Origin of the sequence: Variovorax sp. DAIF25 (assembly GCF_050711835.1) — a bacterium.
Lineage (GTDB): Bacteria > Pseudomonadota > Gammaproteobacteria > Burkholderiales > Burkholderiaceae_C > Variovorax.
The window spans coordinates 2,333,400-2,354,086 of record NZ_CP136636.1; the positions used below are offsets into that span (position 1 = coordinate 2,333,400).

The following is a 20,687-nucleotide window of genomic DNA, read 5'->3' on the forward strand; positions in this document are numbered from 1 at the left end:
GTCGGCATCCAAGATGCCCTCGGGGCCCGCCCATGCCGCCGTGCGGCAGCGAGGTTCGGGCCTGTCAGCCATCACCCTTCACGGAGACAGCCACATGCAGGTAGCCCTCAAGGTCAACGGCCGCTCGGTCACCGTCGACGCGCCACCCAACACCCTCCTCGTGCACGCGATCCGCGAGCACCTCCACCTCACCGGCACCCACGTCGGCTGCGACACCGCCCAGTGCGGCGCCTGCACCGTCCACGTCGACGGCCGGGCCGTCAAGTCGTGCAACATCCTGGCGGCCCAGGTGGCCGGCGCCGAAATCACCACCATCGAGGGCGTGGCCCAGCCCGACGGCACCATGCACCCGATGCAGGCCGCGTTCAAGGAGTGCCACGGCCTGCAATGCGGCTTCTGCACCCCGGGCATGGTCATGAGCGCCATCGACCTGTGCACCCACCACCCGAAGTCGAGCGAATCCGAGATCCGCGAGCTGCTCGACGGCAACCTGTGCCGCTGCACCGGCTACCAGAACATCGTCAAGGCCGTGGTGATGGGCGGCGAGGCCATGGCCTCGGGCAACCCGGTTCCGGTCAAGGCCACGGCCGCGGCCTGAGGAGCACGACATGGGTGCCTCCGACTTCGCGAATCTGCCGCACATCGGCGACGCGCTCCGGCGCAAGGAAGACTACCGGTTCCTGACCGGGGCGGGCAATTACACCGACGACATCACGCTGGCCAACCAGTCGCACGCGGTGTTCGTCCGTTCTCCGCACGCGCATGCGCGTGTCGTCTCGGTCGACATCGCCGACGCGCTCACCATGCCCGGCGTGGTCGGCATCTTCAGCGGCAAGGACATCGAGGGCAAGATGGGCGGGCTGCCCTGCGGCTGGCTGATCAACAACCCCGACGGCACGCCGATGAAGGAGCCGATGCACCCGATCCTCGCGATCAACAAGGTGCGCTACGTCGGCGACCACGTCGCGATGGTGGTGGCCGAGACGGTCGAGCAGGCGAAGAACGCCGCAGAGGCCGTGGTGGTCGAGTACGAGGTGCTGCCCGCGCTGGTCGGCGTGGCCGACGCCGCGAAGAAGGCCGGCGGCGTCACGATCCACGACGAGGCACCCGACAACCAGTGCTACAAGTGGGCGCTGGGCGACAAGGCGGCGGTCGATGCCGCCTTCGCGGGCGCCGCGCATGTCACCCAGCTCGACCTGGTCAACAACCGGCTGATCCCCAACCCGATCGAGCCGCGCGTGGCCATCGGCAGCTACAGCCGCGGCACCGACGACTACACACTCTACGTCTCGAACCAGAACCCGCACGTCGAGCGGCTGCTGATGACGGCCTTCGTGCTGGGCCTGCCCGAGCACAAGGTGCGCGTGATCGCGCCCGACGTGGGCGGCGGCTTCGGCTCGAAGATCTTCCTCTACGCCGAGGACGTGTGCCTGACCTGGGCCGCCAAGCAGCTCAACCGCAACATCAAGTGGACGGCCGAGCGCTCGGAATGCTTCCTGTCGGACGCGCACGGCCGCGACCACGTGAGCCATGCCGAGATGGCGATGGACAAGGACGGCAAGTTCCTCGCGATGCGGGTGCACACCGACGCCAACCTCGGCGCCTACCTGTCGACCTTCTCGACCGCGGTGCCGACCATCCTCTACGCCACCCTGCTCGCGGGCCAGTACACCACGCCGCAGATCTACGTCGAGGTCGATGCCTGGTTCACCAACACGGCACCGGTCGACGCCTACCGCGGCGCCGGCCGGCCCGAGGCCACCTACCTGCTCGAGCGGCTGGTCTCGCGCTGCGCCTGGGAGATGAACCTGGGCCAGGACGAGATCCGCCAGCGCAACTTCATCACCGCCTTCCCGTACCAGACGCCGGTGGCGCTGCAGTACGACACCGGCGATTTCCATGCCTGCATGGACAAGGCGCGCAAGCTGGCCGAGGTCGAGGGCTACGGCCAGCGCAAGTCGGCCAGCGAGGCGGCCGGCAAGCTGCGCGGCATCGGCTACTCGAGCTACATCGAGGCCTGCGGCATCGCGCCGTCGAACATCGCGGGCGCGCTCGGCGCGCGCGCGGGCCTGTTCGAGTGCGGCGAGATCCGCGTCCATCCGACCGGCAGCGTGACCGTGTTCACCGGCTCGCACAGCCATGGCCAGGGCCACGAGACCACCTTCGCGCAGGTGGTGGCGGCGCGCCTGGGCATCGCGGTCGAGGCGGTCGACGTGGTGCACGGCGACACCGGCCGCGTGCCCTTCGGCATGGGCACCTACGGCTCGCGCTCGATCTCGGTCGGCGGCGCGGCCATCATGAAGGCGCTCGACAAGATCGAGGCCAAGGCCAAGAAGATCGCGGCGCACCTGATGGAGGCGAGCGACGCCGACATCGAGTTCGCCAACGGCGAGTTCACGGTCAAGGGCACCGACAAGAAGATCCCGTTCGGCCAGGTGGCGCTGACGGCCTACGTGCCGCACAACTATCCGCTCGACAAGCTCGAGCCGGGCCTGAACGAAACCGCCTTCTACGACCCGACCAACTTCACCTTCCCGGGCGGCACCTACATCTGCGAGGTCGAGATCGACAAGCAGACCGGCGAGGTGCGCGTGGACCGTTTCACCGCGGTCGACGACTTCGGCACCATCATCAATCCGATGATCGTCGAGGGCCAGGTGCACGGCGGGCTGGTGCAGGGCATCGGCCAGGCGCTGCTCGAGAACTGCGTCTACGACAACGAGACCGGCCAGCTGCTCACCGGCAGCTTCATGGACTACGCCATGCCGCGCGCCGCCGAGTTCCCGCAGTTCAAGCTCGACACCGTCTGCACGCCCTGCACTCACAACCCGCTGGGCACCAAGGGCTGCGGCGAGGCGGGCGCGATCGGCTCGCCGCCGGCGGTCATCAACGCCGTGCTCGATGCGCTGGCGCCGCTGGGCGTGAAGGACTTCGACATGCCGGCCTCGTCGAGCCGCGTCTGGGAAGCGATGCAGAAGGGCAGCGGCAGCGCCGCCAGCGACCCGGTGGCGCAGCAGCCCGCGCTGGCCGCCAGCACGCAGGGCCGTCCGGCCGCCTGATCAACCCCTCCATACCAATAAAGAAGGAACCACCCCATGTACGCCTTCACGTTCGAACGGCCCGCGGCCCTGGCCGACGCCGTCAAGCTGGCAGAAGCCGGCGGCAAGCCCCTGGCGGGCGGCCAGACCCTGCTGGCCTCGATGAAGCTGCGCCTGTCGGCGCCCGAACAGCTCGTCGACCTCGGCGGCATCAAGGAACTCACCGGCATCAGGAAGGATGGCGATGCCATCGTCATCGGTGCCATGTCGCGCCACCTCGACGTGGCCAACAACGCCGAGGTGAAGGCCGCCTTCCCGGCGCTGGCCGACCTGGCCTCGCGCATCGGCGACCGGCAGGTGCGCGCGATGGGCACCATCGGCGGCTCGGTGGCCAACAACGATCCGGCCGCCTGCTATCCGAGCGCGGTGCTGGGATCGGGCGCGACCGTGATCACCACCAAGCGCGAGATCGCGGCCGACGATTTCTTCCTGGGCCTGTTCACCACCGCGCTCGAGGACGGCGAGCTGATCACCGCGATCCGCTTCCCGATCCCGAAGCGCGCGGTCTACGAGAAGCTGCGCCAGAAGGCCTCGCATTTCCCGCTGGTCGGCGTGTTCCTCGCGCAGTACGACAGCGGCGTGCGCGTGGCCATCACCGGCGCGGGCAACGGCGTGTTCCGGCACGCGGGGCTCGAGGATGCGCTCAACAAGAGCTTCACCGCGGCCGCGGCGGCCGGCGTGAAGATCGACGCGAGCGAGCTCAACACCGACCTGCACGCCACGGCCGCCTACCGCGCCAACCTGATCAACGTGCTGACGCAGCGCGCGGTGACGAAGGCGCTGGGCTGATCCAGCAGCCGTCGAACACGGGCTGACCGGACGCGAAGAACGCGAAGGTTTCGCGAAGGGCGCAAAAGAACATCCGAAGAAGTTTTTCGGTTTCCCTTTCGCGCCCTTCGCGAAACCTTCGCGTCCTCTGCGTCCGGATGTCCGCTTCCCGGCGTCCTCCCTGCGGCCGTGCATTACCCTAGGCCATGACCTTCGAGACCATCGACTCCCTCACCGACGGCCTGCTGCGCGCCGGCTACTACGCCGACCGCCGGCTCGCGACCGCCGTGTTCCTCGCGCTGAAGCTGCAGCGTCCGCTGCTGCTCGAGGGCGAGCCCGGCGTGGGCAAGACCGAACTCGCGAAGGCGCTGGCCAAGGCGCTGCAGCGCGAGCTGCTGCGGCTGCAGTGCTACGACGGCCTCGAGCAGCGCGAGGCGCTCTACGAGTGGAACTACGCGGCGCAGCTGCTGCACATGCGCGCGGTCGAGGCCTCGGGCGCGGTGCGCGACGTCGAGGCCGAGGTCTACCAGCCGCATTACCTGATCCGCCGCCCGCTGCTGCAGGCGCTGCAGGCGCCGGCCCCGGGCGCGGTGCTGCTGATCGACGAGGTCGACCGCGCCGACGAGCCCTTCGAGGCCTTCCTGCTCGAGTACCTCGGCGAGTACCAGGTCAGCATTCCCGAGCTCGGCACCATCCGCGCCGAGGTGGCGCCGGTCACCATCCTCACGAGCAACCGCACGCGCGAACTCAACGACGCCGTGAAGCGGCGCTGTCTCTACCACTGGCTCGACTATCCCGAGCGCGAACGCGAACTGGCCATCGTGCGTGCCCAGGTGCCGGGCGTGGGCGAGAAGCTGTCGGCGCAGGTGGCCGACTTCGCGGCCCGCCTGCGCAGCGCGCCCTTCGTCAACGCCTTCCAGCGCGCGCCCGGCATTGCCGAGAGCGTGGAGTGGGCGCGCGCGCTGATCGCGCTCGACACGGTCGAGCTCGATCCCGAGGTGGTGTCCGACACCGCCGGCATCCTGTTCAAGCAGCGCGACGACGTGGCGGCGCTGACGCGCGAGCTGGCGAGCGAGCTGCTGAAGCCGGAACCGGAGCAGGCCGGCGCGTGAGATGAGGCCGCGATGCAGCAACTAGGCGACGCCCGCACCGGCAAGCTGGCCGGCAACATCGCCGCCTTCGGCCGGGCGCTGCGTCGCGCGGGCGTGCGCACCGACGCCGCGCGCATCGCGCTGGCCGAGGAGGCCGCCACGCTGGTCGGCGTGGAGCGCAGGATCGACCTCAGCGCCGCGCTCGAGGCCGTGATGGTCAGCCGCGAGCAGGACCGGCTGGTGTTCCGCGAGCTGTTCGACGCCTGGTTCCGCGACCCCGAGCTCGCCAACAAGCTGCTCGCGCAGATGCTGCCGAGCGCGGAAGGCAAGGCCGAGCCCTCGAAGCGCCGGCCGCGCGTGCGCGAGGCGCTGGCCGCGCCGCGCGATCCGCACAAGCCGCCGTTGGCCGTGCTGCCCGACAAGGAGGTCGAGTTCGACGCCGCCATGACCGCGAGCGATCGCCAGCGGCTGCACCATGCCGATTTCAATGCGCTGGGCGCGGCCGAATACCGGCTGGTCGAGCGGCTCGCGCGCGACATCTCGCTGCCGGTGCCGCGGCTGCCGACGCGGCGCCTGCGCCCGGCCGGCGAGAGCGGCCGCCATGCGCGCATGCACTGGCCCGGCGTGCTGCACGAGGCGGCGCGCACCGGCGGCGAGATGCTGCGGCTGCCGCGGCTGGCGCGGTGCGAACAGCCGCTGCCGCTGCTGGTGCTGGTCGACGTCTCGGGCTCGATGGAGCGCTATGCGCGGCTGCTGCTGGCCTTCCTGCACGCGGCCACGCGGCGCGCGGGCCGGCGCGACGTGTTCGCCTTCGGCACCGGGCTGACCGACCTCACGCCGGCCTTCCGGCTGGCCGACACCGACGACATGCTGGCCGCGGCCAGCCTCGCGATCGACGATTTCGCGGGCGGCACGCGGCTCGGCAGCTCGCTGGCCGAGCTGCGCCAGCGCCACGCGCGCCGGCTGACCGGCCGCCGCACGCTGGTGCTGGTGATCAGCGACGGGCTCGACACCGGCGAGCCGGCCCAGCTCGCGCAGGAGTTGCAGTGGCTGAAACGCCATTCGCGCCGGCTGCTGTGGCTCAACCCGCTGCTGCGCTTCGAGGGCTACGCCCCTTTGGCGCGTGGGGCCGGCGTGCTGCACCGCCATGCGGACGCGATGCTCGCGGTTCACAATCTCAGCGCACTCGAACAGCTGGCCGCGAGTCTCGCGGCGCTGATGCGGTCGGGACGCTAGCGTTCTCCCGGCCGCGACGGGACAGGATCACAAGAAGGAAAGACCACCATGGAAATGCTTGGTAACCGCCGGCTCGCCATCACCCAGCAACAGGCCTGGGAGGCGCTCAACGACCCGGAAACGCTCAAGAAGTGCATTCCCGGCTGCGACAAGTTCGAGCTGACGGGCGAGAACACCTACAGCGTGGGCCTCGCGGTCAAGATCGGCCCGGTGTCGGCCAAGTTCAGCGGCAAGGTGATGCTCTCGGACATCGTCGCGCCCGACGGCTACAAGCTCACCTTCGAAGGGCAGGGCGGCGTGGCCGGCTTTGCCAAGGGCTCGTCGAGCGTGACCTTGCGGCCACTGGCCGATGCCGCACCGGCGGCGGCGCCCGTGGACGCCCCCGTGGCCGAGGGTGCGGAGAGCGCGCCCGCCGCCGCCCCGGTCGGCTGCGAGCTCGACTACACCGTGCAGGCCCAGGTCGGCGGCAAGATCGCCCAGCTCGGCCAGCGCCTGATCGACGGCGCGGCCAAGTCCACGGCCGACGATTTCTTCAAGCGCTTCGAAGCCGAAATGCAAAGCCGCTACGGCCCGCCGCCGGCCGCCGCGCCCGAGAATGCGGAAGCGCCGGCCGAGAAGACCGGCGCGGTGGCCGGCTTCATGAAGAAGATCGGCCTCGGCAAGAAATCGGACAAGGACGCCGAGCCCGGCACGGGCGGCGATTCCTCCAGCGGCGGCTGAGACGGCCGCCAGGCTCCGGCTCCCACGAAAGAAGACGCGATGGAAAACCTCGACGTGATGGTGCTGCGCACGCTGCGCGACTGGCGGCGTGCCGGCAAGCGCGCGCTGCTGACCACGGTGGTGCGCACCTGGGGCTCGTCGCCGCGGCCCGTGGGCTCGATCATGGCGCTGGCCGAAGACGGCGCGGTGGTCGGGTCGGTCTCGGGCGGCTGCATCGAGGACGACCTGATCGCGCGCTACAGCCATGCCCACGGCCAGGCCGAGGAGGTGCCGCTGGGCGCGCCGCCCGCGCTGGTGAAGTACGGCATCACGGCCGACGAGGCGCACCGCTTCGGCCTGCCCTGCGGCGGCACGCTCGAGCTGCTGCTCGAGTACGCGCCCGACGCGGGGGCGCTCGACACGCTGGTGTCGCAGCTCGAGCAGGGCCGGCTGATGCGGCGCACCGTCGAGTTGGCCACGGGCGTGGTGCGGCTCGAGGAAGCGAAGGCGCCCGACGAACTCACGGTCAACGACACCGAGCTCGCCAACACCTTCGGCCCCGAGTACCGCATGCTGCTGATCGGCGCCGGCCAGCTCGCCGAGTACCTCGCGACCATGGCCAAGTTCAGCGGCTTCGCGGTCACCTTGTGCGATCCGCGCGCCGAGTACCGCACCGCCTGGTCGCTGCCGGGCGTGCAGATCACCACCGAGATGCCCGACGACGCGGTGCTGGCCTTCCGGCCCGACCGCCGCAGCTGCGTGGTGGCGCTCACGCACGACCCCAAGCTCGACGACCTCGCGCTGCTCGAGGCGCTGCAGAGCGACGCCTTCTACGTCGGCGCCATCGGTTCGCGCCGCAATGCCGATGCGCGGCGCGACCGCATGATCGAGCACTTCGACCAGACCGCCGAATCGCTGGCGCGGCTGCGCGGTCCGATCGGCATCTACATCGGCAGCAAGACGCCGCCCGAGATCGCGGTCAGCGTGATGGCGGAGATCCTCGCGGTGAAGAACGCCGTGCCGCTGCCGCGCGAGATGGAAGTGGCGCGCGCCAAGGAACGGCTGCTGCCGGCCTGAGCCGCTGCGTTCTACTCGACCCCGAGCAGGTCGTAGATGCGCCGCACGTAGAGGCCGAACTCGGCGCTGGTCTTGATGTGCAGCGTGCGCGGCGCGGGCAGCTCGATCGGAAAGAAGTCGGCCATGCGCGCCGGCCCCGCGGTGAGCACCGCGCAGTGCGAGCCGAGGAACACCGCCTCCTGGATGCTGTGCGTGACCACCACGAAGGTGGTGCGGCTGCGTTCCCAGATCCGCAGCATCTCGAGGTTCATCTTCTCGCGCGTGAGCGCGTCGAGCGCGCCGAAGGGCTCGTCCATCAGCACCAGCTTCGGTTCGTGGATCAGCGCGCGCGCGATCGCGGCGCGCTGCTGCATGCCGCCCGAGAGCTCGTAGGGCCGCTTGTCGGCGAAGCCCGCGAGGCCGACCATCTCGAGCAGTTCGTGCGCGCGTTGCGTCGCGGCCTTGCGGTCGAGGCCGAGGATGTCGGCCGGCAGCAGCACGTTCTCGAGGATGGTGCGCCACTTCAGCAGCAGCGGCTGCTGGAACACCATGCCCACGTCGCGGCCCGGCTCGAAGGCCTGGCCGCCGCCGATCTCCAGCGTGCCGCCGTCGTGGCCGTGCAGGCCCGCGAGGATCTTCAGCAGCGTCGACTTGCCGCAGCCCGAGGGGCCGACCAGCGACACCATGTCGCCCGCATGGATGTCCATCGTGACGTCGGAGACCGCGAGGAACTCCTGGTCGCGGCGGCGATAGACCTTGCGCAGGCCGCGCATGCGGATCAGCGGCACTTCGACCTCCGCTCGGGCCTCCTTGCGAACGGCGGCCTCGGTCATGCGAGCCACCGTGCGAGGTTGTCGCGCACGAAGGCATCGTCGGCGAGGTCGCCGTGCGCGGCGTACACGCGGTCGATCTCCGCCGACTGGCCCGCGCCCAGCCCCTCGGCCGGGTCGAGGCACCAGATGCCCTCGAGCAGGCCCTGGCGCCGCAGCACCTCGTGGCAGCCCGCGATGCAGCCGTGGAAGTTGTTCGCCACGTCGAAGAAGGCGGCGTTGCAGTCGGTCACGCGCGCGTCGAGCGCGAGCAGCTCGGGGCCCAGCGTGCCCTGGCCGGCCGCCAGCTCGGCCTGGATGCGTGCGAGCAGCTGCACCGCGCCCGCGGTCCAGACCGACCAGTGGCCCAGCAGCCCGCCGCGAAAACGCACCTGCACCGGCGCGCCGTCGCGCATGGCCGCGAAGGGCAGGGCGAGGTCGAGCACGATGTGGTCGTCGTTGCCGGTGTAGAGGAACACGCGCTCCTCGGCGCGCGCCTCGACCACGCCGCGCACCACGTCGATGGTGCGGTAGCGGTTGAAGGGCGCGACCTTGATCGCGAGCACGTTCGGGATCGAGGCGAAGCGGCGCCAGAAGTCGCTCGACAGCACCGGGCCGCCGACCACGGTCTGCAGGTAGAAGCCGATCAGCGGGATCTCTTGCGCGACCGCCTCGCAGTGGGCGATCAGCGCGTCTTCCGAGGCGTCGGCCAGCGCGGCCAGGCTCAGCAGGCCCGCGTGGTAGCCGAGCGAGACGGCGGTGCGCGCCTCGGCGCTCGCCTGCGAGGTCGGGCCGCAGAGGCCGGCGATCATCGCCATCGGCTGGTCGCTCCAGGCCAGGCGGTCGGCCATGGCGGCCTCGAGCACCTCGGCATAGAGGCCGCGCTCGCGGATCGCGAACTGCGTGGTGTGCACGCCGACCGCGAGCCCGCCCGCGCCGGCATCGACGTAGTAGCGCGTCAGCGCGCGCTGGCGCCGGCGATCGAAGCGGCGCCCGGCATCGAGCGCGAGCGGATGGGCCGGGATCACGGTGCCCTTGGCGAGCAGCGCGAGCACGTCGGCGGGCAGGTCGGAGCGGTTCAATGGCATGTGCGAAGTCCTCAGCCGAACTCGGGGCCGGCAATGGCGTGGATGAACGAGGGATGACCGGCCGACGCCGCCGCACCCGCGGGCGGCAGCGCCATGCGCGCGAAGCCGCGCTGGGGTTCGAAGCCCGCGGCGCGCAGTGCCTGCGCGAGCTGCGCGCGGCCGTCGGGCACGTCGATCAGCACCGGGCCGGCGAGGCCCGCGAGCGCGCGCGGCAGCAGCACGCGGGCATGGGCTTCGTCGGCCGCGAGCAGCGGGCCGATGTGATGGGCGACGCGGCCTTCGCGCACGAGGGCGAAGGCCAGGCCGTCGCGCACGCAGCGGCTGCCGGCGCGCGCGAGCAGGTCGGCGAGCACCCGGGGGCGGGCGAGGCCCAGGGCCTCGGTGTCGAGCGCGGCAAGCGGTGCGGCATCGGGCCGGTCGACCGGCGCCGCATCTGCCGCCTGCGCGAGCGCCTCGCGGCGCCAGCGCGTGAGCCGCCACAGCGGTGCGAAACCGAAGCTCGCATAGAGCGGCTCGCCCTGCGGCGTGGCATCGAGCATCGCGACGCGGCCCTGCGCGCGCACGCGCTCGAGGCAGTGCGCGAACACCGCGCGGCCCAGGCCTTGCCCGCGCGCGGCGGGGGCCACGAGGATCATGCTGATCCAGGCGGCGCCGGGCTGGTTGCGCGGCGCATCGGCCGCGTGCTCCAGCGGCAGCACCGCGCCGCTCGCGACGATCGTTCCTTCACCATCGCGTATCGCATGCACGCTGCCGAGCCGCTCGAACAGCCGCCAGTCCGCCGCGAGCTGGTTCCAGCCGCTGGCCGCGACCAGCGCGTCCAGCTGCGGCAGGTCGCGCGGCGAGAGCGCGTCCAGCGTTTCGACGAGGGCGGTGGCGGGCACGGTGTCTTCCTTCAGTACTTGCCGTCGCGCGATTCGAACTTGGTCGGCTTGCCGTACTGGCGCTGCTCGCGCGCGATCCAGTCGGCGACCCAGCCCACGAGCTGCGACAGCGGCACGCGCGGATAGCCGAACAGGCGCTCGGCCTCGCCGGTGTTCATGAGCCAGGCGGTGGGCGCCTCGCTGCCCGCGATCTGCACCGGCTTGCCGAAGCGGCGGCCGAACTCCTCGGCCAGCCAGCGGATCGAGGTGGTCTCGGGGCCGCTCACGTTGAGCGGCGAGGTCGGCACCGTCGCGGCCGCGAGGCAGCGCAGCGCCTGCGCGTTGGCGTCGCCCTGCCAGATCACGTTGACGTGGCCCATGGTCACGTCCACCGGCTCGCCGCGCCAGACCTTGCCGGCCACGTCGGCCAGCACGCCGTAGCGCAGGTCGATGGCGTAGCTCAGGCGGAACAGCCGGCCCGGCGTGCCGTGGCGCTGCGAGAAGTACTCGAACATGCGCTCGCGGCCCACGCAGGAGTTGGCGTATTCGCCGGGCGGATTGGGCGCCTCGCTCTCGTGCGCGCCCTGGCCGATCACCGGCACGAAGGGATAGACGCAGGCGGTGGAGAAGGCCACGATGCGCGAGCCGCTGAAGTGCTGCGCCACCAGCGCGGGCACGTGCGCGTTCATGGCCCAGGTCAGCGGGTTGTCGGCATCGGCGCCGAACTTGCGCCCGGCCATGAAGACCACGTTGGGCGTGCGCGGCAGCTTCGCGATCGCCTCGGCGTCGAGCAGGTCGCAGGCCAGGGTCTCGATGCCGTGCGCCTCGAGCGCCTCGCGCACGCCGGCCTCGCTGAAGCGCGCCACCGCGATCACGCGCCGGCCCGGCATCGCGTTCTTCGCCAGCCGCGCGAGCGTCGGGCCCATCTTGCCGCCGACGCCGAGCACCATCAGGTCGCCGTCGATGCGCGCCATGTCGCGCAGCAGGTCGCGCGAGGGCGTGGCGAGGTAGTCCTCGAGCGTGGCCTCGGTGTCGAAGCGTTCGGGGAAGGGGAGGTCGTCGAGCACGGGCGTGGTGGTGTTCATTGGATTCGGGCGTCCTGGGTGATGAAGAGGCGCTCCAGCAGCAGCACCAGCAGGTAGAGCAGCACGCCCAGGCCGGTGATGAGGAGCACGGCCATGAAGACCGCGGGGGTGTCGAGCGAGGCCTGCACCTGGATCATCAGGTAGCCCAGGCCGCGCTCCGACGCGATGAACTCGCCCACCACCGCACCCGCGACCGCGAGGATGGTGGCGACCTTCATGCCCGAGAACACGTAGGGCAGCGAGCCCGGCAGCTGGATGTAGCGGAACAGCTGCCAGCGCGAACCCTTGAGCGCGCGCACCAGGTCGAGCAGCTCGGGCTCGGTCTCGTTGAGGCCGCGGATGGTGGTCAGCAGGATCGGGAAGAAGCACAGGCTGAAGGTGATCAGGATGTTCGGTCCGATGCCGTAGCTGAACCACACGATCACCAGCGGGCCCATCGCCACCTTCGGGATCATGTTGAGCGTGACCAGCAGCGGGAAGGCCACCAGCATCAGCCGCCGGCTGGTGACGAACAGCAGCGCGCAGAGGATGCCGAGCACCAGGCCCAGCACGTAGCCGCCGAACACCTCGAGCGCGGTGACGCCGGTGTTCATGAGCCAGGCGTGCTGCGGATTGGCCAGGGTGGCGAGCACCTTCGACGGCGCCGGCAGCACGAAGGGCTGGATCTGGAAGGCGCGCACCGCGAACTCCCACAGCAGCACGGCCGCGACGTGTACCGCGACCACCACGGCCCAACGCTGCCAGGCGGGGCGTTCGCCGGACAGCGGCGCGGAGCTTGCGGTGGGCGGGGAGGCGCCGTCGGATGCCGTCATCTCAATTCCTGTGGAAGGAAACAATGCGGCGGATCATAGGCAGGCTCGACGATCGAGTCAACCAACTAGTTGATAAAAAGCGGCGCGAGGGCCGCGGGCGCTCAGGGCCGCAGCGCGTTGAGCGCGAACTCGATCACGTGGCGCCGGCGCTTGAGCAGCGCGCCGCGCGCGTCGAGCGGCGTGCCGAAGATGGCCGACAGCGTGTGGTTGTTCGAGAAGAAGAAGTAGGAGATGCCGGCGATCGAGATGTAGAGATTGATCGCGTCGAAGTCGGCGCGGAACACGCCCGCGGCCACGCCGCGCTCGAGCGTGGCCTCGAGCATCTCGATGAAGGGCGAGTGCATCTTCTGCAGCCGCTCCGACTCGTGCAGATGCTCGCCGCGGTTGCGGTTCTCGTCGGCCAGCATGGCGATGAACTCGGGATGCTCGGCCAGGTAATCGAAGGAGAAGGCCACCAGCTGCGCCATCGCCTCGCGCGGCTCGAGCGCGCCGAGCTCGAGCTTCTGTTCCTTCTCGCGGATCTCGGCATAGACCGATTCGAGCGCCACCAGGTACAGCCCCTGCTTGCTCTCGAAGTAGTGGTAGACGAGCTGCTTGTTCACGCCCGCGGCGGAGGCGATCTCGTCGACGCGCGCGCCCGCGAAGCCCTTGGCCGCGAACTCGGCGACCGCGGCGGCGATCAGCGCCTGTTTGGCGGCGACGGGGTCGCGCTCGCGGCGCGTGGCGACGGGGGCTGCGGCCGCCGGTGTGGCGGCGGGCGCGGCGGCGGACTTGCGGGAGGTGGCGGAAGGCATGGTCGGATTCTGTCTCCAGGGCGGGAAGGCTTCGATTGCCTGTCAACCAAACAGTTGGTAATATGAATTTCAGGATCTGTTTGTACCTTCTTTTGGAGTGAGCTGCATGAAAAAGCTGTTGTCGGTGGCTGGCGCCGCCGCCGTTCTCGCGCTGCAGGGCCCCGCGGCATTCGCCGCCGATTCCATGAGCCTGATGCTCAACTGGACGCCCACGGCGGACCATGCGCCGCTCTACTACGCCAAGTCCAAGGGCTGGTATTCGGAGGCCGGCATCGACCTCAACATCGAGGCCGGCAAGGGCTCGGCCGTGTCGGCGCAGCGCGTGGGCACGGGCGGCAGCGAGCTCGGCATCTCCGACCTGCCGACCACCATCCAGGCGCGCGGCAAGGGCGCCGACGTGAAGGCGCTGATGGTGATCTACGCCAACAGCCCGCAGGGCTTCTACTGGCTCAAGTCCTCGGGCATCCAGGGGCCGAAGGACTTCGCGGGCCGCAAGATCGGCAACCCGCCGGGCGACGCCGCGCGCCTGATGTGGCCGGCCTTCGCCAAGAAGACCGGGCTCGATCCGGCCAGCGTGAGCTTCGTCAACGTGAGCCCGCAGGCCAAGGTGGCGGCGCTCAAGAGCAAGTCGGTCGACATCATCAGCGACTTCTACAACGAGCACGACCTCAAGGTGCGCGAGTTCGGCGACGACCTCGGCTTCCAGCCCTGGCGCGGCGCGGGCGTGAACGTCTACGGCAACTCGCTGATCGTCAACGGCGCCTACCTCGCGAAGAAGCCCGAGCAGGTGAAGAAGTTCGTCGCCGTCACGCAGCGCGCCTACGAGGCCTGCGTGAAGGACTTCGCGCCCTGCCTGCAGGCGCTGACCGCGAGCGTGAGCGGCCTGTCGCCCGACAACCAGCGCGACCAGTGGGAACGCATCAAGCAGCTGATGCGCGACGACACCACCACCAAGGTGGCGCTCGGCGCCTTCGATGGCGCGCGCGTGAAGGCCGACTACGAGCTGGTCTCGTCGCTGATCGGCATCGAGAAGCCCTACGACCCCGCGCTGCTGTTCAGCAACGACTTCCTCGACAAGAGCGTGCGCATGGCGCCCTGAGCGCCGCGGGCCTTCAGCCCTTGTAGGGCGGGATCGGCCCCTGATCCGAGGGCGCGGGCGGCGGCACGTCGCCGTGCTTCTGCCGTTCGCGGAACAGCGCGGCGCGCATCAGGAAGATGGTGGTGACGGGCGTGGTGAGCGCCACGAACAGCGCGATCAGGGTCGCGTGCAGGAACAGGCTGTGGCTCTGCACCGAGAAGTAGACGATGGTCGCGACCATCATCGACCACACGCCGCCGGTGGCGCCCAGGGTGGGCGCGTGGATGCGGCGGAAGAAGCTCGGCAGCCGCACCAGGCCGAAGGAGCCGATGGCCGCGAAGGCCGCGCCCAGCACCGCGAACACACCGGTGGCGATCTCGGCCCACAGCGGCAGGGGGCCCACGACGAAGTCGCTCATTCGATCACCTCCCCGCGCAGCAGGAATTTGGCCATCGCCGTCGAACTGACGAAGCCGAACAGCGCGATCAGCATCGCGGCGCCGAAGTAGACGTCGCTCGCGTAGACGATGCCCAGCACCAGCATCATCAGCATGCCGTTGATGTAAAGGCAGTCGAGCGCCATCACGCGGTCCTGCGCGGTGGGGCCGATCAGCAGGCGCGCGACGGCGCACAGCATCGCCACCGCGAGCAGGAACAGCGCGAACTTGAGCGACCAGAAGAGGATGGGCGTCATGATTCGAAGATCTCCATCAGCGGACGTTCGTAGCGGCTCTTGATCTGGGCGATGAAGGCCGCCTCGTCGTCGAGGTCGAAGACGTGGATCAGCAGGGTGCTGCGGTCGAAGGCCACCTCGCCCCAGGCGGTGCCGGGCGTGAGGCACATGATCATCGCGAGCACGGCGAGGCCGTTGGGGTCGCGCAAGTCCAGCGGTATGCGCAGGAAGTTCGAATGGATCTGGTCGCTGCGGCGCTTGAGCAGCGCGCGCGCCACCGCGAACACCGACAGCGACATGTCGTAGAGCACGACGCCGGCCAGCCGCAGCGCCACGCCGGGCCGGCGCATGCGCACGGTGGCGGGCCGCAGGCCCTTGGTCAGCAGCGGAACGGCGACGGCCAGCAGCAGGCCCGACACCAGGGTGCTGGCCTCGAGCGACTGGTTGAGCAGCAGCCAGACGACGAGCAGCGCGACCGACAGCGGCGGGGAGGGGATCAGGCGCTTCATGGCGTGCCGGCCTTCGTATCGCCCTTGGGCACCGGGTTCGGCACCTGCCGCGCGCCCATCACCGCCGCGCGGTAGGCGCTCGGCGTGCGCAGGCCCTCGGCGGTGGCCATCGCGTGGCGCAGCACCGGCTCGGACCAGACGGTGAGCGCGATGCAGGCCGCGATCAGCCCGGCCACCGGCAGCACCTCGAGCGCGGGCAGCGAGGGCAGATTGGCATGCGGCTGGGTCCAGAAATGGCGGATGCCGGTGCGCGTCAGCGCGATCAGCGCGAGGAAGCCCGAGGCGATCAGCAGCACGAGGAAGGTCCAGTCGGCGACGGTGAGCGCGGCGCTGCTGCCCATCAGCCCCGAGAGCATCGCGAACTTGCCGACGAAGCCCGACAGCGGCGGCAGGCCCGTGAGCAGCAGGGTGCAGATCATGAAGCTCAGGCCGAGGAAGGCCACGCCGGCCGGGATGGCGCGGCCGTAGAGCGCCTGCGCGTTGTCGTCGAGGTTCACGTCGTCGAGCGCGCGCAGGTCCTCGGCCAGGAAGGGCGCATTGCCCGCGGCCTCGTGCGGCGCCACGCTCATGCCGGCGTTGCGCCAGCGCTCGATCATGTCGATCAAGAGGAAGAAGGCGGCCACCGCGAGCGTGGAGCTCAGCAGGTAGAACAGCGCGCCGGCCCAGACATCGGGCTGGCCCAGCCCGACCGCGGTGAGCAGCGTGCCGGCCGAGATCAGCACGCTGAAGCCCGCGAGGTTCGACAGCCGCTGCGTGCCGACGATGCCGATGGCCGCGACGAACAGGGTGGCGAGGCCGGCGCCGATCAGCACCACCTGGCCGAACTCGGCCGAGGCGCCGGTGTCGGGCGCGAACAGCACGGTCCACAGCCGCAGCACGGTGTAGACGCCGAGCTTGGTGAGCAGCGCGAACACCGCGCCCACCGGCGACACCGCCGCGCTGTAGGCCGGCACCAGCCAGAAGTTGAGCGGCCAGGCCCCGGCCTTGGCGAAGAAGGCGGTGAACAGGATGGCAGCGGCCGCGTGCACCAGGCCGCGGTCGCCGGGCGCGAGCTGGGCGATGCGCAGCCCCAGGTCGGCCATGTTGAGCGTGCCGGTGGCGCCGTACAGCATGGCCGCGCCGATCAGGAACAGCGAGGAAGCGGCGAGGTTGATCGCGATGTAGTGCAGCCCGGCCTGCACCCGCAGCCGGCCCGAGCCGTGCAGCAGCAGGCCGTAGGAGGCGGCCAGCATGACCTCGAAGAACACGAACAGGTTGAACAGGTCGCCGGTGAGGAAGGCGCCGTTCAGGCCCATGAGCTGCAGCTGCAGCAACGGATGGAAGTGCACGCCCGCGCGGTCCCAGCGCGAGGTGGAGTAGATCGAGGCGGCGAAGGCGATCACGCCGGTCAGCGCCACCATCATGGTCGAGAGCCGGTCGGCCACCAGCACGATGCCGAAGGGCGCGCGCCAGTTGCCGGGCAGGTAGACGCCGATCGAGCCCGGGCCGCCGCCGGTGTCGGCCGCGTTGACCCAGCGCAGCAGCGCGAGCGCGGCCATCAGGCCCACCAGGCCCGAGACCACGCTGAGGAAGGACTTGGTGCGGCGGCGCTGCTCGCCCAGGAGCAGCATCAGCGCGGCCGTGAGCATCGGCACCAGGATCGGCACCGCCACCAGGTGCGGCATGCTGATCTCGAGCAACTGGTCGAGCAGGCGGAAGAGCTCGGTCATTCGCGCGCCTCTTCCTGTTCCTGGCGTTCCTCGCCGTCCACGTGGTCGGTGCCGGTCAGGCCGCGCGAGGCCAGCAGCACCACCAGGAACAGCGCGGTCATCGCGAAGCCGATCACGATCGCGGTGAGCACCAGCGCCTGCGGCATCGGGTCGGCCGTGTTGGCCAGCGTGGCCGCGAAGCCGGGGATCAGCACCGGCTCGCTGTCGACCTTGAGCCGGCCCATGCTGAAGATGAAGAGATTGACCGCGTACGAGATCAGGGTCAGGCCCATGATGACCTGGAAGGTGCGCGGACGCAGCAGCAGGTAGACACCCGAGCCGGTCAGCACGCCGATCGCGAGGGCGAGCACGATCTCCATCAGCGCGCTCCCTCCGGCGTGGCGCCGGCCGCCAGCGCATCTGCTTCGGCCTGCGCCTCCTTCTCTGCTTGTTCGTCGGCCCAGCGATGGCTGCGCACCGACTGGTGCGCGAGCGCGGTGAGGATCAGCATGGTGGCACCGAGCACCAGCGCGAACACGCCGATGTCGAAGAACAGGGCGCTGGGCACGTGGATGTCGCCGAGCACCGGCAGGTGCAGGTGGGCGGTGTGCGTGGTCAGGAAGGGGTAGCCGAAGAAGACCGCGCCGCTGCCGGTGCCGAGCGCGAACAGCAGGCCTATGGCGATCCAGCGGCGCGGATAGATGCGCAGGTGCTCTTCCACCCACTCGGTGCCCGAGACGATGAACTGCAGGACCAGCGCCACCGACATCACCAGCCCCGCGACGAAGCCGCCGCCGGGCGCGTTGTGGCCGCGCATGAAGAGATAGACCGCCACCAGCACCGACAGCGGCAGCAGCAGGCGCACCAGCACCGCGGGCACCATCAGGTAGCCCACGGCGGTGTCCTTGGCGCGGCGCGGGTTCAGCAGGTCGCTGCTGCCGTCGTCGGCCTGGGCGCGCTGTTGCGGCGGCAGCGCCATCGATTCGACCGCGGGCCGGAAGCGGCGCAGCAGCGCATAGACGGTGAGCGCCACCACGCCGAGCACGGTGATCTCGCCGAAGGTGTCGAAGCCGCGGAAGTCGACCAGCATCACGTTGACCACGTTGGTGCCGCCGCCCTCGCTGAGCGCGCGCTCGAGGAAGAAGGGCGAGATGCTCTGCGGGAAGGTGCGCGTCATCATGGCCCAGGCCAGCGCCGCCATGCCGCAGCCCGCGACGGTGGCCACCAGCAGGTCGCGGCCGCGCCGGCCCCAGGGGCGCAGCCGCGCGCTCGCGGTCTGCACCGCGTCCTTGCTGCGCATCGGCAGCCAGCGCAGGCCCAGCAGGATCAGCACCGTAGTCACGGCCTCGACCACCAGTTGCGTGAGCGCGAGGTCGGGCGCCGAGAACCAGATGTAGGTGACGCACGAGACCAGGCCCGCGCCCGCGGCCAGCATCAATGCGGCGAGCCGGTGGAACTTGGCCTGCCAGGCGGCGGCCAGTGCGCAGACGCCGCCGATCAGCCAGGTCATGGCGAACATCGGCGAGAAGGGCAGCAGCTCGCGCGTGCCGGCGGCCGCGGGCGTCTGCTTGAGCGCGGCGAAGGCCCCGGCCACGGCCACCACCACGAGCAGCAGCAGCTGGGTCTGCATGCGGCGCGTGCCGAACAGGCGGCGGCTGCGGCGGCCGGCCTCGCTCAGCAGCGCGATCAGGTGCTCGAAGATCACCTGGCCGTCGAAGCGGTGCAGCAGCGGCGTGTGCTCGAGGCCGCCGGCCGCGCGCTGGCGGCGCTGCAGCAGGTAGAGCCCCGCGCCGCCCGCCAGGGCGACGAAGCTCATCAGGAGCGGCAGGTTGAAGCCGTGCCACACGGCCAGGCTGTACTCGGGCAGGATGCCGCCGACCACGGGCGCCGCCGCGGCGGCCAGCATCGGGCCGACCGACCAGGCTGGCGCCACGCCCACCACCAGGCAGATCAGCACCAGCAGCTCGACCGGCACGCGCATCCAGTGCGGCGGCTCGTGCGGCGGCTTGGGCACCTCGTTGCCGCAGGGCGCGCCGAAGAACACGTCGAACACGAAGCGCGCCGAATAGGCCACGCTGAAGATGCCGGCCAGCGTGGCGATCAGCGGCAGGCTGAAGTCGACCCAGGGCGTGGCCTGGATGAACACCGTCTCGGCGAAGAACATCTCCTTCGAGAGGAAGCCGTTGAGCAGCGGCACGCCGGCCATCGAGGCGCTGGCGATGATGGCCAGCGTGCCCGTGATCGGCATCAGCTTCATCAGGCCGCTGAGCTTGCGGATGTCGCGCGTGCCGGTCTCGTGGTCGATGATGCCGGCGGCCATGAACAGCGAGGCCTTGAAGGTCGCGTGGTTCATGACGTGGAACACCGCCGCCACCGCCGCGAGCGGGCTGTTGAGGCCCAGCAGCAGGGTGATGAGGCCGAGGTGCGAGATGGTCGAGTAGGCCAGCAGCGCCTTCAGGTCGCGCTGGAACATCGCGATGAAGCCGCCGAGCAGCAGCGTGATCGCGCCCGCGCCGCCCACCAGCCAGAACCACTGCTCGGTGCCCGAGAGCACGGGCCACAGCCGCGCCATCAGGAACACGCCGAGCTTCACCATGGTGGCCGAGTGCAGGTAGGCCGACACCGGCGTGGGCGCGGCCATGGCGCGCGGCAGCCAGAAATGGAACGGGAACTGCGCGCTCTTGGTGAAGGCGCCCAGCAGGATCAGCACCAGCGCCACCGGGTAGAGCGCGTGGGCGCGGATCACGTCGCCCGAGGCCAGCACCACGTCGAGCTCGTAGCTGCCGACGATGCGGCCCAGCACCAGCACGCCGGCCAGCAGGCACAGCCCGCCCGCGCCGGTGACCGTGAGCGCCATGCGCGCGCCGCGCCGGGCATCGCGCCGGTGGTGCCAGTAGCCGATGAGGAGGAAAGAGAACAGGCTGGTGAGCTCCCAGAACAGCACCATCTGGATCAGGTTGCCCGAGAGCACCACGCCCATCATCGCGCCCATGAACGCGAGGAAGAACGAGAAGAAGCGCGGCACCGGATCGGAGGCCGACATGTAGTAGCGCGCGTAGAGCACCACCAGCGTGCCGATGCCCAGCACCAGCATGCAGAACAGCCAGGCGAAGCCGTCCATGCGGAACACGAGGTTCAGGCCCAGCGCGGGCAGCCATTCGATCTCGTGGCGCAGCACGTTGCCGTTGGCGAGCCGGGGGAACAGCCAGGCCGTCTGCACCGCGCAGCCCAGCGCGACCAGCCCCGCGAGCGTGGACTCCCGGTTGCGCGCGTTCGACGGCATCAAGGCCGCCAGCACGCTGGCAAGGAACGGGAGTGCGACGAGCAGGACGAGGGGCATTGCG

20 protein-coding genes are annotated in these 20,687 nt (G+C 70.4%); 8 read left to right on the forward strand and 12 right to left on the reverse strand.

What is annotated here, in order from left to right:
• Window positions 1–94 precede the first annotated feature (94 nt).
• The 7 genes from R0232_RS10640 to R0232_RS10670 all read left to right on the forward strand — a co-directional run bounded on the left by R0232_RS10640 (window position 95) and on the right by R0232_RS10670 (window position 7,969).
• Window positions 95–598, forward strand: a complete 504-nt coding sequence (locus R0232_RS10640) for a (2Fe-2S)-binding protein (protein WP_208512036.1) — start codon at window positions 95–97, stop codon at window positions 596–598.
• Window positions 599–608: 10 nt separating this feature from the next.
• Window positions 609–3,059 (forward strand): xanthine dehydrogenase family protein molybdopterin-binding subunit, encoded by a 2,451-nt coding sequence (locus R0232_RS10645; RefSeq protein WP_431512082.1) that lies wholly within the window; start codon window positions 609–611, stop codon window positions 3,057–3,059.
• Window positions 3,060–3,095: 36 nt separating this feature from the next.
• Complete coding sequence (locus tag R0232_RS10650; protein WP_093349206.1) at window positions 3,096–3,887, forward strand: FAD binding domain-containing protein; 792 nt, start codon at window positions 3,096–3,098, stop codon at window positions 3,885–3,887.
• 185 nt (window positions 3,888–4,072) lie between these two features.
• The gene (locus R0232_RS10655; RefSeq protein WP_203205054.1) at window positions 4,073–4,978 is read left to right on the forward strand and encodes an AAA family ATPase; all 906 of its coding nucleotides are present in this window, start codon (window positions 4,073–4,075) and stop codon (window positions 4,976–4,978) included.
• A 12-nt stretch (window positions 4,979–4,990) separates the two neighbouring features.
• Window positions 4,991–6,193, forward strand: a complete 1,203-nt coding sequence (locus tag R0232_RS10660) for a vWA domain-containing protein (RefSeq protein WP_431512083.1) — start codon at window positions 4,991–4,993, stop codon at window positions 6,191–6,193.
• A gap of 48 nt (window positions 6,194–6,241) precedes the next feature.
• Window positions 6,242–6,913 carry a CoxG family protein gene (locus tag R0232_RS10665; RefSeq protein ID WP_431512084.1) on the forward strand — a complete coding sequence of 224 codons (672 nt, stop codon included), beginning with the start codon at window positions 6,242–6,244 and terminating at the stop codon, window positions 6,911–6,913.
• 39 nt (window positions 6,914–6,952) lie between these two features.
• Window positions 6,953–7,969: an XdhC family protein gene (locus R0232_RS10670; RefSeq protein ID WP_203205057.1), complete on the forward strand. Its 1,017-nt coding sequence runs from the start codon at window positions 6,953–6,955 to the stop codon at window positions 7,967–7,969.
• Between the two features lie 11 nt (window positions 7,970–7,980).
• Here R0232_RS10670 and R0232_RS10675 read toward each other — a convergent pair whose 3' ends face one another.
• From R0232_RS10675 to R0232_RS10700, 6 genes are all read right to left on the reverse strand, one after another.
• A complete protein-coding gene (locus R0232_RS10675) occupies window positions 7,981–8,781 on the reverse strand; it encodes an ABC transporter ATP-binding protein (RefSeq protein WP_431512085.1) in 801 nt (266 codons plus the stop codon).
• Window positions 8,778–9,845 carry a dihydrodipicolinate synthase family protein gene (locus tag R0232_RS10680; RefSeq protein WP_431512086.1) on the reverse strand — a complete coding sequence of 356 codons (1,068 nt, stop codon included), beginning with the start codon at window positions 9,843–9,845 and terminating at the stop codon, window positions 8,778–8,780. Before R0232_RS10680 ends, R0232_RS10675 begins: the two co-directional genes overlap by 4 nt.
• An 11-nt stretch (window positions 9,846–9,856) precedes the next feature.
• Complete coding sequence (locus R0232_RS10685) at window positions 9,857–10,726, reverse strand: GNAT family N-acetyltransferase (protein WP_431512087.1); 870 nt, start codon at window positions 10,724–10,726, stop codon at window positions 9,857–9,859.
• Window positions 10,727–10,737: 11 nt separating this feature from the next.
• Window positions 10,738–11,790: an NAD-dependent epimerase/dehydratase family protein gene (locus tag R0232_RS10690; protein ID WP_431512088.1), complete on the reverse strand. Its 1,053-nt coding sequence runs from the start codon at window positions 11,788–11,790 to the stop codon at window positions 10,738–10,740.
• Window positions 11,787–12,602: an ABC transporter permease gene (locus R0232_RS10695; protein WP_093349229.1), complete on the reverse strand. Its 816-nt coding sequence runs from the start codon at window positions 12,600–12,602 to the stop codon at window positions 11,787–11,789. Before R0232_RS10695 ends, R0232_RS10690 begins: the two co-directional genes overlap by 4 nt.
• 101 nt (window positions 12,603–12,703) lie before the next feature.
• Window positions 12,704–13,396, reverse strand: coding sequence for a TetR family transcriptional regulator (locus tag R0232_RS10700; RefSeq protein ID WP_431512089.1), 693 nt, complete (start codon window positions 13,394–13,396; stop codon window positions 12,704–12,706).
• A gap of 106 nt (window positions 13,397–13,502) precedes the next feature.
• On the opposite strand from R0232_RS10700, the gene R0232_RS10705 reads away from it, so the two are divergent.
• The gene (locus R0232_RS10705) at window positions 13,503–14,495 is read left to right on the forward strand and encodes an ABC transporter substrate-binding protein (RefSeq protein ID WP_256222777.1); all 993 of its coding nucleotides are present in this window, start codon (window positions 13,503–13,505) and stop codon (window positions 14,493–14,495) included.
• Window positions 14,496–14,508: 13 nt separating this feature from the next.
• Here R0232_RS10705 and mnhG read toward each other — a convergent pair whose 3' ends face one another.
• The 6 genes from mnhG to R0232_RS10735 are packed head-to-tail and all read right to left on the reverse strand — an operon-like array spanning window position 14,509 to window position 20,683.
• On the reverse strand, window positions 14,509–14,892 hold the full coding sequence (gene mnhG, locus R0232_RS10710) for a monovalent cation/H(+) antiporter subunit G (RefSeq protein WP_431512090.1): 384 nt from the start codon (window positions 14,890–14,892) through the stop codon (window positions 14,509–14,511).
• On the reverse strand, window positions 14,889–15,167 hold the full coding sequence (locus R0232_RS10715; RefSeq protein ID WP_057589592.1) for a K+/H+ antiporter subunit F: 279 nt from the start codon (window positions 15,165–15,167) through the stop codon (window positions 14,889–14,891). The genes mnhG and R0232_RS10715 overlap by 4 nt, the downstream gene beginning before the upstream one ends.
• A complete protein-coding gene (locus tag R0232_RS10720) occupies window positions 15,164–15,655 on the reverse strand; it encodes a Na+/H+ antiporter subunit E (protein ID WP_431512091.1) in 492 nt (163 codons plus the stop codon). The genes R0232_RS10715 and R0232_RS10720 overlap by 4 nt, the downstream gene beginning before the upstream one ends.
• Entirely contained in the window at window positions 15,652–17,364 is a 1,713-nt protein-coding gene (locus R0232_RS10725) for a monovalent cation/H+ antiporter subunit D (protein WP_431512092.1), read from the reverse strand. The genes R0232_RS10720 and R0232_RS10725 overlap by 4 nt, the downstream gene beginning before the upstream one ends.
• Window positions 17,361–17,723: a Na+/H+ antiporter subunit C gene (locus R0232_RS10730; protein WP_057589595.1), complete on the reverse strand. Its 363-nt coding sequence runs from the start codon at window positions 17,721–17,723 to the stop codon at window positions 17,361–17,363. Before R0232_RS10730 ends, R0232_RS10725 begins: the two co-directional genes overlap by 4 nt.
• Window positions 17,723–20,683 (reverse strand): monovalent cation/H+ antiporter subunit A, encoded by a 2,961-nt coding sequence (locus tag R0232_RS10735; protein ID WP_398498778.1) that lies wholly within the window; start codon window positions 20,681–20,683, stop codon window positions 17,723–17,725. The genes R0232_RS10730 and R0232_RS10735 overlap by 1 nt, the downstream gene beginning before the upstream one ends.
• Between the last annotated feature and the right edge of the window lie 4 nt (window positions 20,684–20,687).